14 protein-coding genes are annotated in these 17,655 nt (G+C 37.4%); 8 read left to right on the top strand and 6 right to left on the bottom strand.

What is annotated here, in order from left to right; all coding sequences use genetic code 11:
- Positions 1-113 precede the first annotated feature (113 nt).
- The 3 genes from ACNSTQ_RS14775 (at position 114) to ACNSTQ_RS14765 (ending at position 4,571) form a co-directional block, all read left to right on the top strand.
- Positions 114-1,865: an ABC transporter ATP-binding protein gene (locus ACNSTQ_RS14775; RefSeq protein WP_418200583.1), complete on the top strand. Its 1,752-nt coding sequence runs from the start codon at positions 114-116 to the stop codon at positions 1,863-1,865.
- Positions 1,846-3,672, top strand: a complete 1,827-nt coding sequence (locus ACNSTQ_RS14770; RefSeq protein WP_418200582.1) for an ABC transporter ATP-binding protein — start codon at positions 1,846-1,848, stop codon at positions 3,670-3,672. Before ACNSTQ_RS14775 ends, ACNSTQ_RS14770 begins: the two co-directional genes overlap by 20 nt.
- Before the next feature lie 68 nt (positions 3,673-3,740).
- A complete protein-coding gene (locus ACNSTQ_RS14765) occupies positions 3,741-4,571 on the top strand; it encodes an aldo/keto reductase (protein ID WP_418200581.1) in 831 nt (276 codons plus the stop codon).
- 58 nt (positions 4,572-4,629) lie between these two features.
- On the opposite strand, the gene ACNSTQ_RS14760 is transcribed toward ACNSTQ_RS14765, so the two are convergent.
- Both ACNSTQ_RS14760 and ACNSTQ_RS14755 read right to left on the bottom strand, forming a co-directional pair.
- On the bottom strand, positions 4,630-5,031 hold the full coding sequence (locus ACNSTQ_RS14760) for a hotdog fold thioesterase (RefSeq protein WP_418200640.1): 402 nt from the start codon (positions 5,029-5,031) through the stop codon (positions 4,630-4,632).
- A 210-nt stretch (positions 5,032-5,241) separates the two neighbouring features.
- Positions 5,242-5,979 (bottom strand): metallophosphoesterase family protein, encoded by a 738-nt coding sequence (locus tag ACNSTQ_RS14755; protein ID WP_418200580.1) that lies wholly within the window; start codon positions 5,977-5,979, stop codon positions 5,242-5,244.
- 172 nt (positions 5,980-6,151) lie between these two features.
- On the opposite strand from ACNSTQ_RS14755, the gene ACNSTQ_RS14750 reads away from it, so the two are divergent.
- Entirely contained in the window at positions 6,152-8,254 is a 2,103-nt protein-coding gene (locus ACNSTQ_RS14750; RefSeq protein ID WP_418200579.1) for an EAL domain-containing protein, read from the top strand.
- Positions 8,255-8,325: 71 nt separating this feature from the next.
- Here ACNSTQ_RS14750 and ACNSTQ_RS14745 read toward each other — a convergent pair whose 3' ends face one another.
- Complete coding sequence (locus ACNSTQ_RS14745; protein ID WP_418200578.1) at positions 8,326-9,192, bottom strand: dimethylarginine dimethylaminohydrolase family protein; 867 nt, start codon at positions 9,190-9,192, stop codon at positions 8,326-8,328.
- A 184-nt stretch (positions 9,193-9,376) separates the two neighbouring features.
- Here ACNSTQ_RS14745 and ACNSTQ_RS14740 point away from each other — a divergent pair, with 184 nt between their 5' ends.
- From ACNSTQ_RS14740 to ACNSTQ_RS14730, 3 genes are all read left to right on the top strand, one after another.
- Positions 9,377-10,276 carry an AEC family transporter gene (locus ACNSTQ_RS14740; protein ID WP_418200577.1) on the top strand — a complete coding sequence of 300 codons (900 nt, stop codon included), beginning with the start codon at positions 9,377-9,379 and terminating at the stop codon, positions 10,274-10,276.
- A gap of 37 nt (positions 10,277-10,313) precedes the next feature.
- Positions 10,314-11,132, top strand: coding sequence for a uroporphyrinogen-III synthase (locus ACNSTQ_RS14735; RefSeq protein ID WP_418200576.1), 819 nt, complete (start codon positions 10,314-10,316; stop codon positions 11,130-11,132).
- A gap of 145 nt (positions 11,133-11,277) precedes the next feature.
- Positions 11,278-12,171: a LysR family transcriptional regulator gene (locus ACNSTQ_RS14730; RefSeq protein ID WP_418200575.1), complete on the top strand. Its 894-nt coding sequence runs from the start codon at positions 11,278-11,280 to the stop codon at positions 12,169-12,171.
- A gap of 254 nt (positions 12,172-12,425) precedes the next feature.
- On the opposite strand, the gene ACNSTQ_RS14725 is transcribed toward ACNSTQ_RS14730, so the two are convergent.
- Positions 12,426-13,001: a guanylate kinase gene (locus ACNSTQ_RS14725; RefSeq protein ID WP_418200574.1), complete on the bottom strand. Its 576-nt coding sequence runs from the start codon at positions 12,999-13,001 to the stop codon at positions 12,426-12,428.
- A gap of 312 nt (positions 13,002-13,313) precedes the next feature.
- Between ACNSTQ_RS14725 and purT the strand changes: the two genes are divergently transcribed.
- Positions 13,314-14,492, top strand: a complete 1,179-nt coding sequence (gene purT / locus ACNSTQ_RS14720; protein ID WP_418200573.1) for a formate-dependent phosphoribosylglycinamide formyltransferase — start codon at positions 13,314-13,316, stop codon at positions 14,490-14,492.
- A 124-nt stretch (positions 14,493-14,616) separates the two neighbouring features.
- Here purT and ACNSTQ_RS14715 read toward each other — a convergent pair whose 3' ends face one another.
- Entirely contained in the window at positions 14,617-16,059 is a 1,443-nt protein-coding gene (locus tag ACNSTQ_RS14715; RefSeq protein ID WP_418200572.1) for a hypothetical protein, read from the bottom strand.
- A gap of 235 nt (positions 16,060-16,294) precedes the next feature.
- Positions 16,295-17,551, bottom strand: a complete 1,257-nt coding sequence (locus ACNSTQ_RS14710; protein WP_418200639.1) for a hemolysin family protein — start codon at positions 17,549-17,551, stop codon at positions 16,295-16,297.
- Positions 17,552-17,655 lie beyond the last annotated feature (104 nt).

The raw sequence follows: 17,655 nt of genomic DNA, 5'->3' as shown, positions 1-17,655 counted from the left end.
AAGAGTCAAATAAATTCTATTATATGGATGTTTCGTGTAGTATTAATGTATACATAAGATAAAAATACATATACATCGATTGCGCTTACAGAAGGTAGTCTGGGGGATTTATTATGGCTGTAATATTTTCATATTTAAAACGGTATCGATTATTTATGGTTATTGCGATTGCTTTAACCTTAGTTGAATTAGCAGTTGAACTAGTGCAGCCGTTATTTATGGCGAAAATTATTAATGATGGTATTTTGCAAGAAGATCTTACGGTTGTTATTTATTGGGGCAGTATTATGATTGGTCTGTCCCTCGTAGCCTTTGCGGCAGGTATAATTAATTCATTTTATGCAGCACATAGTAGCCAAGGGTTTGGTCATGACATTCGAAACGGGTTGTTTGAAAAAATTCAATCATTTTCGTTTACGAACTTAAGTCATTTTCCAACGTCATCGTTAATTACGAGGATGACGAACGACGTGAATGTCCTTCAACTTACTTTGTTTACCGGCTTACGTATTATGTTACGTGCTCCTTTATTAGTCATAGGAGGACTAATCATGGCGCTCGTTGTTAACGTAAAGCTTGCTCTCGTGTTAGCAGTAGCCGTTCCCCTAAGTCTGTTATTTTTAATCTGGATATTTAAAAAAGGACGTCCTTTATTTAATATCGTCCAACAAAAGCTAGACGGTGTGAACCGGGTCATGCGTGAAAATTTACTAGGAATTAAATTAATCCGAGCGCTCCTTAGAAAAGAAACAGAAAATGACCGGTTTTCAAAATCGAATCAAGAATTAATGGGAGCGTCTGTTTCTGCATTACGAATGATGGAAATTACAATGCCCATCATTTTGCTGCTAATGAATATAAGTATTCTAGGCGTGCTTTGGTTCGGCAGTTTTCAAGTAAATTCAGGCGGGGCCAATGTAGGTGAAGTCGTTGCGGTAATCAATTATGCAACACGAATAAGCGGGGCTTTTTCGGTATTTTCGATGATTATTATCTTCTTCTCACGGGCTAGAGCTTCATCAGAGCGGATTGTTGAAGTTCTCAATACAGAAGTCGATTTAGTAGATGTAGATAACTCCAATGAACCGAACGAACCGACTGAGAAATTGGTGGGCAACATAACATTCCGAAAGGTGTCATTTCGTTATCCAGCTACCGACAGAGACATTTTAAAGGGAGTATCGTTTGAAGCACAACGAGGTAGTACCGTAGCTATTCTAGGCTCAACAGGGTCTGGAAAATCATCGATGTTTCATTTGATCCCACGGTTATATGATGTGACAGACGGTGAGATCGAGATCGATCATAAAGATATTCGAACGATAAAGCTAGAACACCTTCGTAAACAGATAGGGTATGTCCCTCAAGAAACGTTATTGTTTACAGGAACGATTAAAGACAATATTGCTTGGGGAAAAGAAGATGCAACAGACGCTGAGATAATAGAGGCAGCTAAGAAAGCTCAGATCCATGAAACGATTGCTAAGTTTACGAATGGTTATAACACAGTACTCGGCCAAAAAGGTGTTAATTTATCAGGAGGACAAAAGCAACGGCTTGCGATTGCCAGAGCACTTGTACGGAGGCCAAAGATCCTTTTACTTGATGATAGTACGAGTGCATTGGATTTAAAAACAGAAGCAAAAATACTAGCAAGTTTACGTGAATTACAATGCACAACACTAATCATCACACAAAAAATAAGTACGGCTGTTGAAGCGGATAAGATCCTAATATTAGATGACGGGAAACTGATTACAGAAGGAACACATCAATATTTAATAACCAATGATTCACTGTATCAAAAAATATATCGATCTCAGTTTGGAGAGGAGGCGATGTACGTTGCTAAAGGAAGTGAGTAAACCTTTCCAACATAAAAAAATAACGATTGATCCCAAGGAAACTAATACCGGAGCAAACCAAAAAAAGAAAGCTAAAAATTGGGCAGGAACGTTGAAACGAATTTGGGGTTACTTGGCCCAAAATAAAAGCCCACTATTGCTAGTATTATTATTAGTTATTGTAAGTTCTGTGTTTGCTCTACTTGGACCATTTATCGTTGGTATGGCCATTGATGAGTTTATCGTGACCCGTAATTTAGACGGTATATTTTATGTGATTATAGGTTTGATGATTATCTATGTCATCCATTCGACAGCTGTTTGGGGACAGAATTTTGTAATGATCCGAGTTGCTCAAAAGACCGTCTTTCAAATGCGTTCAGATTTGTTTAAGAGGCTTCACCAGTTACCGATTGCGTTTTTTCAGAAGAGGCAGCATGGGGAGTTAATGAGTCGGGTAACAAATGATATCGAAAATGTCAGTTCAACGTTAAACAGTTCAGTTATTCAAGTCATTTCGAGTGTTCTGACGCTCGTCGGTATTTTAATCGTGATGTTATGGCTTAGTCCACTGTTAACTCTAGTCACTCTTACCATTATTCCTTTAATGGTACTAGGAATGAAGTGGATTACGAAAAGAACAGGAAAGCTGTTTAAAGAGCAGCAACGTAACCTTGGTGAAGTAAATGGTTTTATTGAAGAAACGTTATCTGGTCAGTCCATTATTAAAACGTTCTCGCAGGAACCAAAAGTGTTAGCTGAGTTTCAGGAGAAAAATAAACGTCTTCGTGAAGCGGGATTCTGGGCCCAAACCATTTCTGGATTTATCCCGAAGCTCATGAACGTCCTAAACAACTTAAGTTTCGCGGTTATTGCACTTGTTGGCGGGATTTTCGTTTTGAATGGGATGGTATCTATCGGTGTAATTGTCATTTTTGCCGAGTATGCGAGGCAGTTTACTCGTCCGCTAAATGATCTAGCGAACCAGTTCAATACGATCCTCTCAGCAATTGCAGGTGCTGAGCGCGTGTTTGAAGTCATCGATGAAAAAGAAGAAAGTGCAGATGAAGCGAACGCTATAGCTCTTAAGGAAGTGAAAGGGGAAGTTGAGTTTAAGCAAGTATCGTTCTCTTATGAAAGTGATGAAAATACTTTAAGAAATGTTAGTTTTACTGTAACCCCAGGTCAAACGGTTGCTTTAGTTGGTCCAACTGGTGCAGGGAAAACAACGATCATCAACCTCCTAACTCGCTTTTATGATGCCGATGGTGGTCAGATCTTAATTGATGGATACGAAATGAAAAAGATACAACGAGAAAGTCTCCGCAGGCACATGGGATTTGTTTTTCAAGACTCTTTTTTGTTTGAGGGCACTATCAGGGAAAACATTCGATATGGCAGGTTAACTGCAAGTGACAGGGAAGTGGAGGAAGCGGCAAAACTTGCGAATGCACACTCTTTTATTATGAAGCTGCCGGATCAATATGATACCGTTTTAAAACAAGATGGCAGTGGTATTAGTCAAGGTCAAAAGCAATTATTATCGATTGCGAGGGCGATCGTTGCTGATCCAAAAATATTAGTCCTAGATGAAGCTACTAGTAACATTGATACGATCACAGAAGTGAAAATTCAAGAGGCCCTGCAACGTTTAATGAAAGGGCGTACGAGCTTTGTCATTGCTCATCGTTTAAATACGATACAAAAAGCGAATCAAATTATTGTTTTACAAGAAGGTGAAATTATAGAGAAGGGTAATCACAAGTCTTTAATCCAAGAAAGAGGCTTCTACTATGAATTAAACAGTAGTCAAATTAGCAAAATTTGAGAACTTCCTTCATAATAGAAGTAACAGTTCGTAGTTATTATAATGGAACAAAATGGGAGGAACCGAATATGGCAAAGCACATTCAAGACACAACAACGTTACATAATGGAGTAAAAATGCCTTGGTTAGGCCTAGGTGTTTGGAAAGTAGAAGACGGTTCACAAGTGACTGAATCTGTAAAAGCAGCCGTTCAAGCAGGCTATCGAAGTATTGATACGGCAGCTATTTATAAAAATGAAGAAGGCGTTGGTAAAGGAATAAAAGAATGTGGAGTACCACGCGAAGAATTATTTATTACAACAAAAGTCTGGAACGCTAATCAAGGATATGAAACGACATTACAAGCCTTTGAAGAAAGTATGGAAAAGTTAGGTCTAGATTATTTAGATTTATATTTAGTACACTGGCCAGTGGCTGGAAAGTATAAAGACACTTGGCGTGCATTGGAGAAATTATATGCAGATAAAAAAGTACGTGCGATTGGTGTAAGTAATTTTCACGTTCATCACTTAGAGGATTTACTAGAAACGGCAAACATTGTGCCGATGGTCAACCAAGTTGAATTCCATCCGCAACTGGCACAACATGATTTACGTACATTTTGTAAGGAACACCAAATTCAATTAGAAGCTTGGTCTCCATTAGCACAAGGTAAATTACTAGACCATCCTACGTTAGTTGAAATTGGACAAAAGCATGGGAAATCACCAGCACAGGTGATTTTACGTTGGGATTTACAGTGTGGTGTAGTGACCATTCCGAAGTCAGTCAATGCAGATCGAATTGCCACAAACGGAGATATCTTTGATTTCGAATTAACAAGTGAAGATATGGAGCAAATTAATGCATTAAATAAAGATGAGCGAGTCGGTCCAGATCCGGATAATTTTGATTTTTAATCCTCCTTTTAGAACACAGTAGATTTCGACATAACAGAAAGAAGGCCAAAAGCTGTAATTACTCAGCTTTTGGCATTTTCTTTATAGCAACTGTACAACGAGAGATACAAATTAGTTTCTCTTGTTCATCGATAATTTTAATGTCCCAAACCATCGTTGTACGTCCTTTGTGAAGAGGCGTTCCAATCGCTGTTACAATTCCGTCTGTTTTGGAACGTAGATGATTGGCATTAATTTCTAAACCAACAGCGACTTCGTTTTTTTGGTCAACAAGGTTCCATGTCCCCATACTCGCTACCGTTTCCGCTAATACAACTGATGCACCGCCGTGCAGCAAGCCAAACGGTTGGTGTGTTGCAGAGTGAACAGGCATAGTCGCAACGACACGGTCTTCAGAAGTTTCAACTACTTCAATTCCTAAAGCTCCTAATATTGTTTCTTCTAACGGTTTAATCACTATTCAGACTTCCCTTCTTATCAATTTAGATTCTAGTAAAATACTATATTCTCTATCGTTCGATGAATTCCTCTAAAATTCTGAAAATAATGTAGAGCGAAGGTGTTGAGAAATTAATTTGAAACTTTCGTTTTATAGCCATGAGACATAGAAAATAGGCCAACTCTCCTTATGAGTTAGCCTATTCCAATTTCCTTTTGTAATGGACCGTATTTATTTAGCAAAAGGACTCGCCCCATGCTGCACAACCTTTTTCATAACCTCAAGGTTTGGATATTGTAAGCTTTCATATTGGGATATTACTCTTTCAATATCGTAAGGAACTCGTTGAATTGAAATGCTAAACTGATCCTGCTTTTCTTCTACAATCGCGTAAGAAGCTAAAGGTTGTCCGTCAAACGGCAAACCTACACTACCTAGGTTTGCAATACATTTTCCATTAAAGTATCGAACATAAGGTAAGTGGATATGAGCATAGATGTATAGGTTTGCATCACTCGACGACATCATTTTATCCATTAAAATCGTTGGGTCTGTATCAGGTAAAACCACTTCGAATAAACTTGTCGGCGTAGCATGAAAAGCATAAATAGCTGTACCGTTTGGTAAGGTGATCTCTAAGTCGGTAGGAAGTTGTTCAAGATAAGAAAGATCCTCTTCATTAAGTTGTGCTTTGCACCAGTCTCTTTCAATGTTCATCATTTCAAGCATTTGATCTGGAACCTCACCTTGTTGTACACCTCGAACCACCCATTCATCAGCATTTCCTTTAATGACTTTTGCTTGTAATGCTTGTACAAGTTGTAACGCTCGTTTTGGTTCTGGACCCCGATAGCATAAATCTCCTAACACAAATATTTCATCAACGTTTTGTGACTGGATATCTTCTAGCACGGCTTCTAGAGCTATAGCATTCCCGTGTATATCGGATAGAAACGCATATTTTTTCACAACATCTCACCCCGTATTTTTTCGTTAACCAAAGTATAGCAATCGCTTCGTTATTTAGCAAAAATGACATTTTTCCTATTTGTATAGTGTAAATTCCTTATAGGTTATGGAAGAATTTTGTTGAAACGTGTATTATTGTATATAATTATTCGTAGTACATAAGGGGGGCATTGTGGACAAGCAGAAACAAGATCATAGGAAACTTACAACTTTTTTGCGAACCGAAGATGGTCCATATAAAAAACTTTTTTATACTTATCCTGAAGCTTTGTTCTTAGTCGATACGAAAGGAAACATTATTGAAATTAATCAGCGTGTTTCTACATTAACAGAATATGACTCAATAGAGATCATAGGAAAAAACTTTAAAGAGTTTATCCTAGATGAAGACGTTTCTAAAGTCATGGAGTTCTTCCAATTCGTCTTACAGGAAAAAGAGAAAGAGATCACATTTAGAATTCAGCAAAAAAGTGTAAATATAAAATATGTCGAAGTAACGGCTACTCCTATTAAGGTTAAAGGAGAAGTTGTAGGTGTGTACGGTGTCGTAAAAGATATAACAGAAACTGTTAAACTTGAACATAAAGTCATTCAAAGTGAAGAACGATTTCAACATTTGATTCAATACTCAAGTGATGTTATTGGAATAATTGATGCCAATGGAGTGGTTTTATATGAAAGCCCAGCATGTGAACAAATGCTAGGCTATGAGGCAAAAGATTTGGTTGGTACATGTGCGTTCACATACATACATCCAGACGATTTAGAACTTGCAAAAAATACCTTTGCCCAAATACTTACTAAACCAGAAACAGCCTCGAAGGTTGAAATAAGGATACAAAGAGCAGATGGGCGTTGGATTGATACGGAATTGATTGCATCTAACTACCTAGATAACCCTTATATCAAAGGGGTTGTTGTGAATTATCGAGATATAACAGAACACAAAAAAAACCAACGAGAAATTGAGTACTTAGCCTATCATGATCAATTAACCGGAATGTATAATCGAGGATACTTTGAAAAGCGTTTGAAAGAACAAGTAGAAATAGCCAATCAAATGAAACAAGAATTTTCGGTTTTTATTATTGATTTGGATGGGTTTAAATTTATTAATGACACACTTGGTCACCATATTGGCGATTGCTTGCTAAATGAAGTTGCCGAAAGAATATTAACGAGCATTCAAGATGTTGAAGTGTTAGCTCGTTTAGGCGGGGATGAATTCGGTTTACTTCAACCTTCTGCGGAAGGTGAACAGGATGTTACTAATTTAGCGAAGAAAGTTATACAAATTTTTAAGGAACCGTTCTATATTAATGATTACGAGTTATATATGACGTGCAGCATTGGAGTAAGTACTTACCCTAATGGGGGAACCAACATTCATAAACTAATGAAAAATGCGGATGCTGCCATGTATCAAGCGAAGGATCAAGGGAAAAACCAGTATGAAGTCTATACACCATCCATGACGAATAATACGTATCGAATTTTCACTTTAAAAAATCATTTGCGAAAAGCAATAGAATACAATGAATTCTTGCTGCACTTCCAACCAAGAATAAATAGCCAAACCGAAGAAATTGTTGGTGTTGAAGCATTGCTCAGATGGTACCATCCGACCTTTGGCAATGTCCCGCCAAACGAATTCATTCCAGTAGCAGAAGAGGGTGGGCAAATTATTGCCATTGGTGAATGGGTTTTAGACCGTGCGTGTGAACAAAACAAGCAGTGGCAAATTCTTGGCTTGCCGCCAATAAAAATGTCAGTTAACTTTTCGGTGTTACAGTTTTTAAAGAAAGACCTGGTAGAAATCGTTCTCGCTACATTGGAGAAACATAATCTTAATCCTGCATGGTTGGAAATTGAAATTACCGAAAGTGCAGTATTAGAAAATAACCCTTATATTCTTGAGACGATTAAGATACTACAGTCGATGGGCATAACCATTGCGTTAGATGATTTTGGAACGGGATATTCTTCACTCAGTTACTTGTCAAAATATAAAATTGATACGTTAAAAATTGATCGTTCGTTTGTGATAGGGATCCCGCAAGAAGCCGAAAGTTATGAGATTACAAAAACGATTATTACATTAGCGCAAGCCCTTAAGATGAATGTTGTAGCTGAAGGGGTAGAAACAGCAGAACAATTAAAAGCCTTGAGTGAAGTGAACTGTAAAGAAATACAAGGATACTATTATAGTAAGCCAATACCGGCCTTACAGATGGAAGAGATGTTAAGATATAAATTCCCTAAGAAGAATAAATAATGCATTGAAAACAGGCATAGTTCTCTATGCCTTTTGTAATCTTTGTATATCATTATTGTGGGCATCTTCGTTTAACTAGAAGGTTGTTCACGTAAAAGTGGCATAGTACAGCACCGAAAAGAACCGCCTGATTTAATAATTTCGGTAATATCGACCTCAATTACCTCGAACCCGCGCTCCCTGAGTTGTTGGTTGACATTTTTATTAACAGGTAAGCTAATAATTTTCTTATTTCCAATTGATAAAACATTCGTTCCTAGTGTAAACTGTTCTTCTTCTGTAACCTCAATTAAATCATACCGTTGGCTAAGAATATCTATTTCTTTTTGCTCAAGCGCCGCCGGGAAATATATTGCTTCTTTAGGTGAAATTACATTAAACACACAATCAAGATGTAAATATTTTTCTGTAAAGGGAACGGTGACAACTTCAAATTGAGGCAGTATACTTTGTAAATGGTCGATCGCGAATTGATTCGTACGATTACTTAACCCAACATAAATGGTCGACTGATCGATAATGACATCTCCACCTTCAATTTCATCACCAATGAGATTGAAATACGAAATCTTCTCGTTTTTTAACCACTCTTTTAAAACATCTTCTTCTCCTTTTCTAACATCATGTGCCATTTCAGCTACAAAGATCGTTTGTCCTAAAGTAAAACCAATATCACGAGTAAATACTTGTTCAGGAAACTTTTCCAATGGTGAAAGTAGAACGACATCAATCCCATGATTTAGTAAAGTCTCAACAAATTGTTTGTGTTGTTCAAGGGAGCGCTCAATGTGAATTCCTTCATCTTTAAAGTGCTTTTGTGTATCATTAATAACTTCACGGATCTTCATATTCTGAGGTTCACATAAAATCACTTTCTTTAATACATCGTATTCACTCATAGCAAACGATTTATATTTCTGTTCAGTTATTACAGACATAATAATCCTCCCAGTTGTATCATTTCAGTATAGTATTTCCACTAATTACGTGGATATGTGAAACCCTTTTAAGTAGTAGTTTTTTCTGAAATTAATTATTTCGATTTCCTTAATAGTATTGTATGATTGTCTAAACAAGTAAATCTAAAATATAGGAGTGCAATAGTATGTCTAGTGAGAATGGATGACGATTTTTGTTAATGTAGTATTACCTGCCATTTTAATATTCCTTTCTGGTTTTGTTGTTCAGCGTTGGAAAAAGATGGACTTGAAATCGATTTCGACGTTAGCAGTATATATATTAACGCCAGCACTAGTTTTTCGAACGTTCTATGATGTTCAGTTAGATCAACAGTATGTGTTTATTACGGTCTTTTCTCTTATTCTTTTATTTGTCCTCATTATTATTAATAAGGTTTATGCGAAATTTCGTAAATATCCGCGTGATGTAGAAAGCGGCTTAATTTTATCGACAGCCTTTATGAATGCAGGTAATTATGGTGCGCCGATCATTTTATTTGCTTACGGTGAAACTGGTTTTGCTTATGCCGTTTCGTTTATGGTTCTACAGTCCGTTATTATGAACTTTTTCGGGGTATACTATGCAGCAAGCGGACAGTTAGGATTTAGAGCCGCAATCAAAACAATAGGTGCCATGCCACTAACGTATGCGATGATTATTGCGATCCTGTTTAACCTGGTTAACATTCCCTTATCAGCTAATTTATATTCAGCTGTTGATCTTGTCGGTCAAGCGACAATTCCAGTTGTCATGTTAATACTCGGCATGCAATTAGCCGAATTAAAAGTCGATAAAGTAATTAATAAAGAAAGACTTATTTATGGAACGACAGTAAGGATGTTTGTATCGCCACTTATTGCTTTTATATTTGTTATGTTGTTTCCTGTAGACCCGCTCTTAGCAAAAGTACTGATTGTATTAACCGCGATGCCAACAGCAGTTACAACAACGATGTACGCATTACAATTTAACACAACACCGAAGCTTGTCTCGAGTATTGCATTAGTTACTACTTTAGTCAGTGTTGTGACAATCTCGATTCTTTTAACGATTTTAGGGTAAACTAGATTTATAGGATAGAAGTGAAAGGAGTAAACAAATGGGAAATGCATTAGCCGGAAAAACCGTAGTTTTAGCTGCCTCACGTAAAACAGAAGAGATGGCAACATTAATTGAAAAACAAGGAGGAACGGCGATCGTTCGTCCTCTACAAGGTACTGTCTTCTTAGCGGAAGAACTAGTGGAGCCAGAACTTAAACAATTGATTGAAGATGGAACTGACTGGATGATTTTTACAACGGGTATTGGTACTGAAACCTTGTTGAAAATTGCACAACAAAATGGGTTAGAAGAACGGTTTTTACATATGGTTCAAGAGGTTAAAGTGGCTGCAAGAGGATATAAGACATTGGCGGCATTAAAGAAAATAGATGTGAAACCTATTGCTAAGGATGATGATGGGACAACGGAAGGATTATCGCGAGCTCTAAAAGACTGTGACCTTAGAGGAAAACGTGTAACGATCCAATTACACGGAGAAACAGCACCACGTTTAACGAAGTTTTTAAAAGAGAAGGGTGCAATTGTTAAACACATTTTACCGTACCGACATATTGCTCCTGAACCAGCAACGGTTGACGCATTATGCGAAGATATTTTTGCAGGAAAAGTAGACGCGGTATGTTTTACAACTGCGATTCAAGTTCGTTCCCTTTTTAATTATGGAAGAGAAAAAGGAATTTATGATCAGTTATTACCTTTCTTCAAGGGAAAAGTCGTTCCGGTAGCAGTGGGTAAAGTGACGGCCGAAGCCTTTAGAGAAGAGGGGATTGACAACTATGTAGCACCTGAGCTAGAAAGAATGGGTGCGATGATTATCGAACTTGCCAGGTATTATGAAAGCTCAAAAGAGGTATAAAAAAAAGGTTGTCATGAAGTGATTAGTATCCTTTATTGACAACCTTTTAGATTTATAATCAATCTGTATTTGTGTTTCTAATCACAGTGGTATAATTAATAAGAAAAACTTATATTACTTAAAGGCAGTTATAGGGAGATAAATGATGTCGATTGATAACTTACGGATATATGTGACTGTTGTAGAACAAAAAAATTTTTCGAAAGCCGCGAAAATCTTAAATCTTTCACAACCGAATGTTAGCTTACACATTCGTAATTTAGAAAATGAATTTGAAGCTACGTTATTACATCGGTCACCCAAACAAGTGAAAGTGACTGAAGAAGGAAAAATATTGTATGTAAAAGCAAAACAAATGCTTTCTTTATATGATGAAGCAAAACAAGAAATGAATGATCGTAAAAACATTGTTCAAGGGTCTATTAAAATTGGTGCTAGCTTTACCATTGGTGAGTATATCCTTCCGAAACTTTTGGCTGAATATGCTCGTGAAAACCGTGGGGTTACCGTTGAAGTGACGGTTGGGAATACCGAAGAAGTAATTGAGCGAATTCGTAAGAATGATTTAGATATTGGATTAGTCGAAGGGGAAGTCGTGAACACGGATATCGTAGTGCACCCATTTATGGAAGATGAAATGATCATGATTGCACCGGCAAATCATCCATTAGCGCAATTACAGGTAGTCAAGCCTGAAATGCTACAGGAAGAAGTTTGGGTTTGGAGAGAAAGTGGTTCAGGTACACGTGCCTACAGTGATCGATTTATGCATGAGTTGAATTTAAACGTCAAACATTCCTTTATTTTTAGCAGTAGTCAGGGGATAAAAGAAGCGGTGTCTGAAGGTTTAGGAATAGCAATGATTTCGAAATGGACAGTAAGGAAGGAACTTTTAGCGGGGACGATAAAAAGACTAAATATCAACAACCAAAAGTTTGTTAGAAACTTTTCTCTTGTCCAATCGAAAAACCCAGGGTATTCAAAAGCTCATCAATTATTTATAGAAAAAATTGAAAGTGCCAATACCTACTTTGATTAATGTATATATTCATGTGCATTTAGTTAAAGAACAAAGAGCTTGTACATGGTAAGGAATGTACAAGCTCTTCGTTTAAAAAGATAATAAATGATAAAAATTCGAAGCTGTCTATCTCCAGCGCTAGCGACTAACGAGACTTCGCTCCTCCTTGCGATAAGTCAACATCGGCTCACTTGCGTTTACTGTGTTTCCTTTATCTCAAACGGCGGTCTCTAGTTCGCACTTCACTAAACGGGCGCTTGCGCTAATCCTGGTTATTTAGTTGGTTCTAAGTATTTTTCAACGAGATTAGCGATTTCAAATGTAGTGTGAGACAATTCGTAGTTTTCAACTGAGTACTCACATTTTTCTTTGTAAGTCATGTCTTCGTTATAGTGATCTATGTGACTTTGAATCACTTCATCTGAGTCCCCTCGACCATATTGACGTCTTTTGACTGTTTCTTCATCTGCGTATACAAACACGCGAATGACTTTATCGCCATACATTTCTTTTAGAATGTCAGCACCTTCTGTATTCAATACAACCCAAATACAGCCTTTTTTCTTAAACTTCTCTTCAATTTCTTTTTCTTTAATTCCATACAAATACCCGTTAATTTCAACTTTCTCTAAAAATTCTCCGTTACGGTGAGCTTCAAGGAAATCTTCTTCACTTAAATAGTGATAATCGACACCTTCAGTTTCATATCTTCTTTTTGTTCTGGTAGTATGTGAAACGACACCGTTCATATGGAAGGTTGCTCCAACTAATTTTGCAACGGTTTTTCTTCCTGAACCGTCTGGACCAGTAAAAACAAAAATGCGTTCACTCTCTTTTAAGTTATACATGTTCTTTCACTCACCTTTCATATGTATGGGACTGCTTCTTTATTTTACCTTTTTTTGAAAAGAAAATCGAAGGTTAACCTGATATTTTTTAATTTTTTTGTGAGTAATAGAAGTTTTGTTGAACATTAATCATTTTTTGATTAGAAGGAAGAAGTAATTAGAGTTTTCTAAGTTGAAAGTTTTCTTTGTTTAGTCGAACGTTATCGAAAATGGTTAATATAAAGTTCGTAATTTTATAGTAGAATAGTTGATTTATCTAGTTACCTAAGTTAATATGTTCGTGTATAGAATAAATAAGGGGGAGTTTACATAATGTATGGTGCACCGTTTGAAGGTAGTAAAAAAAAGATCATGTTGTTAGGTTCGGGAGAGTTAGGAAAAGAAGTGATTATCGAGGCACAACGTTTAGGTGTCGAGACAGTCGCTGTTGATCGTTATGAGAACGCACCAGCCATGCAAGTAGCCCACCGTTCTTATGTCATTGATATGCTGAATGGCGAGGAGCTTCGTAAAATAATAGAAGCGGAAAAACCTGACTATATTGTACCTGAAATTGAGGCTATTGCTACTGAAACATTAGTAGAGTTAGAAAAGGAAGGTTTCAATGTAGTACCTACAGCTAAAGCAACACAATTAACGATGGACCGTGAAGGAATTCGTCGCTTAGCAAGTGAAGAATTAGGACTTCCAACTGCTAAATATGCTTTTGCCAATACGTTAAGTGAATTGAAAGAAGCTGTTGAAGAAATTGGAACACCTTGTGTAATTAAGCCAATTATGAGTTCTTCAGGAAAAGGGCAAAGTGTTTGTCGTTCCATTGATGATGTAGAAAAATCTTGGAATGAAGCTCTTGAAGGCGGTAGAGGAAAGCAAGCGAGAGTGATAGTTGAAGAATTCATTCATTTTGACTCTGAAATTACATTGTTGACGGTGCGTTCAGTATCAGGTACTTCCTATTGTGCACCGATTGGACATGTTCAAAAAGATGGTGATTATATTGAATCGTGGCAGCCCCATCAAATGACGAACGAACAAATCGCTGAATCTCAAGAAGTGGCTAAAAAAATCACGGATGCTTTAGGTGGGTATGGTTTATTTGGAGTCGAACTATTTTTAACTCCGAGTGGCGTTTATTTCAGTGAAGTTTCACCCCGCCCGCATGATACAGGTATGGTCACACTAGCTACCCAACAATTATCAGAATTCGCTCTACATGTTCGTGCGATTTTAGGTTTACCGATCCCAGACATTCGGTTAGTTTCACCAGGTGCAAGTCATACGATTAAAGCTTGGGAAGAGAGTAAATCTTATCAAGTAGATGGTGTTGAAGAGGCTTTAACTGAGCTAGATACGCAAGTTCGTATTTTCGGAAAACCACAAACGTTGGTTGGTCGAAGAATGGCTGTTGTGCTTCATACGTCAGACTCGGTTGATACTTCAAGAGAAAAAGCGAAAGCCGCTGCCGACAAAATAAAGGTTATTTATAAATAATTCCTCGTTAATATAAGAGGGTGACTTTTTGTGGTTATTGCTGCTAGAACACCAAACCGTTTGGTACTAATAAGTGGTGGTGTATAGCAATGAACCAGTTGAGTCACCCTCGAATTTTTAAAGCTTATAAGAACATCAAAGCGAAAACTGTAGACACGGTTAATCCGATAATGACAGGAATAAAGCTCTTGCGAACTAAATCCATAACCGGAATTTTCGCAAAGCCTGCAATCGCAATGATAGGTGACCAAGCGATTAACGTACCGCCACCAACCCAAATGGCACCCATTTGTCCGATAGAGGCTAGTGTCGTCCCATCCACTCCAATACTTTGACTTAATGCATCGGATAGGGAACCGATTAACGGTAAAGCCGAAAATCCTGAACCATCTAAGCCTGATATCATTCCTAATAAGAGGATGCCAAAGCCAGTTATAAATGCATTTTCAGGAATGGCGTGTTGCCCGGCTTGAACTAAATCAAATAAAAAAGCCGGAGCTTGATCAGGGTCCTCTAAGCGAAAAATCTTCGCGGCAAAATCTCCACTACCAATGAAGAAAAAGCCCGCAATTGGAATAACAACGCCCATTACTTTAAACGCAAACATAAAGCCTTTCGTTATATGATCAGCCACAGCCTTTAGAGAAGTCTTCACATTTTTTGCGAAAGCAGCCCCAATAATTAAAATAACGGCAATCCCACCGATGAGAGATGCACCTGCACCACTCTCAATTGAAGGTACTGCATTCGAAAATGTAGCAAGCACAACATAGACAATGATCGCTAAAAAGGTTAGGGGAACGATTAGGGCAAAAAGAAAGCTATATTTGCTATTAACCTTTTGGTTTTGTTCGGGTGGACTAATTGCTTGATCTTGTTCTTCATCCTCTTCATCATTTTGTTCCCATTTAATAAGGTTCTCTTTCGAGGGCTTAACTATGGACTTCCGGATCATAAAATAAGCAATTGAAAGTGCAACCGCTCCAGTAATGAGTGATAGAATAAACGTTTTGTCAGTAATGGCTGCTACATCTAAGCCTGCAGAAGAAGCGGTTAATCCCGGTGCGACTCGAATGACAAAGTCTGAGGATAAGGCCATCCCATGCCCTGCTAATGAAATCGCAATAGCCGCACCGATTGGTGGTAAACCTGCTCGAATGGCCACCGGGATTAGAAGTGCACCGATTAGCGGAACAGCTGGTGCCGGCCAGAAAAATAAAGATAAGGCATAGGTGACAAATACGAGTATCCAAAAGGACAAGTGCCCATTTTTCATCACTTTTTGAAACGGAACAATCATTTGTTCATCAGAACCTATCGCTTTTAATGCATGAAGAAGTGCCGTCATGATCGCAATGATTAGAAATATATTAAAAAGCTCTGCTGCGGCTGTTAAACTCGCATTAAAGATTGATTGAACCCCCATCAAAAATGAACCACTGTAGATCCATCCGACAAAAAAGGTCATTAACAACGCAGGAACGACGACGTTTTGTCTAAAAAGCATCGTCATTATAATAATACATGTACCTATTAGGTACATCCAATGAGCTGCAGTTAACTCCATGATATAAATGACTCCTTTCTGAGAAGGTAAAATCGTCAAACCATTATCATGAAATAATGTATGTCAGCGCATAGGCATTTGTGAGCATTTGTGAGAAATAAGAAAAGATGGGAAAAAGAAGATGAAAAAGAAATAAGAGAAAAAGAAGAGGTAGGAAAAAAAGAGGAGGTACCAGGCACCTTTATCACTTTAACAAGGTAAATGAATAAAGGTGCCTGGTACCATATTTTTATTTTTATGGCGCGTATTTGTTTATTTCAACTTTTACTTTGAGGATCCGGCGTTCTTCCGCTTCGGTAATGGTAATTGTTAAATGCTCATATTCTAATTGCTCACCCACTGTGGGAACTTTTTGAAAGAGTTCAACTAACCAGCCGCCTAATGTGTGGTTGGTACTATTAGGAATTTCGATTTTCGCCAAATGTGCAAAGTCATCTAGATCAAAATCACCGTAAAATTCATAAAGGTTTTCTTCTAATTGATCCACACCGCGGACCTTATCATCATGCTCATCCCAAATCTCCCCAACTAATTCTTCTAATATATCTTCCAATGTAATAATTCCAGATGTCCCACCGAACTCATCGATGACGACAGCCATATGAACGCGGTTTTTTTGTAAGATCGGGAGAAGTGTTGAGACGGTTAAGGTTTCAATAACAAACATCGGTTTACGCACAATTTCTCTAATGTTCACTTCTTTATGCTTAATTAAGTGCGATAAAAAATCACGCTCAGATAAAATACCTATAATATTATCGATATTTCCATCATAAACAGGGATCCTGGAATACCGTTCCTCAAATAATAAAGCCGTGACTTTCTCGAAGGGCATTTCCACATCGATCGCAAAGACATCTGTCCTTGGCGTTAAAATCTCTACAACCCTAATATCATTAAAATCTAATGAGTTATGAAGTAATTCTTTTTCATGATTTTCAATGACACCTTCTTCTTCACTAATGGTCACCATTTCTTTTAGTTCTTGCTCTGTGATTGAAGGAGTTAACTCTTCCTTTGTAACGAGAGCCGAAATTTTTTCTTTTAATTGAACGAGCACCCACGTCAACGGCTTAAATAATTTCATCAAAAACGTTAAAATACCAGCAATTTTTAAAGCGAATGGTTCCGCATTTTCTTTTGCAAATGACTTCGGTAAAACTTCACCAAAAATGAGTACAAGAATCGTCATGACAATCGTACTTACGAGAAGTCCAGTATTTGCTCCAAATAAGTTCGTTGCAATTTGAGCGGAAATTGTGGCAGCTGCAATGTTAACTAGGTTATTTCCAATTAAGATCGTTGATAAAGCATGATCAAAATGCTGAGTAATAAAATAAGCCTTCTGTCCTCCACTTCGATTTTCCTCGGCGTAGCTTTTAATTCTAATCTTATTTGCGCTCGAATATGCTGTTTCCGCTGAGGAAAAGAAGGCAGATAAAAATAAAAGGATACCAAGAAAAAATAATAAACCTACAGGGATATCCGACAACATAATCGCTCCTAAAATAAAAAGATATATTGGTTATTCTGTCCTAAAACATGAAATTGATGAGAGTTGATATAAATTCGAACAGCAAATGTACTATATATGCA

The sequence above is a fragment of the Alkalihalobacterium sp. APHAB7 genome, from assembly GCF_048323755.1.
In the GTDB taxonomy this organism is placed as follows: Bacteria; Bacillota; Bacilli; order Bacillales; family Bacillaceae_F; genus Alkalihalobacterium.
This window is presented reverse-complemented; position numbering and strand designations above follow the sequence as displayed.

Bases quoted from the DNA above. Each gene is read 5' to 3' on its own strand.
- ACNSTQ_RS14745 (WP_418200578.1), bottom strand. From the start codon at position 9,192: ATGTCTGTAATAACTGAACAGAAATATAAATCGTTTGCTATGAGTGAA.
- ACNSTQ_RS14735 (WP_418200576.1), top strand. From the start codon at position 10,314: ATGGGAAATGCATTAGCCGGAAAAACCGTAGTTTTAGCTGCCTCACGT.
- ACNSTQ_RS14740 (WP_418200577.1), top strand. From the start codon at position 9,377: ATGACGATTTTTGTTAATGTAGTATTACCTGCCATTTTAATATTCCTT.
- ACNSTQ_RS14715 (WP_418200572.1), bottom strand. From the start codon at position 16,059: ATGGAGTTAACTGCAGCTCATTGGATGTACCTAATAGGTACATGTATT.
- ACNSTQ_RS14725 (WP_418200574.1), bottom strand. From the start codon at position 13,001: ATGTATAACTTAAAAGAGAGTGAACGCATTTTTGTTTTTACTGGTCCA.
- ACNSTQ_RS14775 (WP_418200583.1), top strand. From the start codon at position 114: ATGGCTGTAATATTTTCATATTTAAAACGGTATCGATTATTTATGGTT.
- purT (WP_418200573.1), top strand. From the start codon at position 13,314: ATGTATGGTGCACCGTTTGAAGGTAGTAAAAAAAAGATCATGTTGTTA.
- ACNSTQ_RS14730 (WP_418200575.1), top strand. From the start codon at position 11,278: ATGTCGATTGATAACTTACGGATATATGTGACTGTTGTAGAACAAAAA.
- ACNSTQ_RS14765 (WP_418200581.1), top strand. From the start codon at position 3,741: ATGGCAAAGCACATTCAAGACACAACAACGTTACATAATGGAGTAAAA.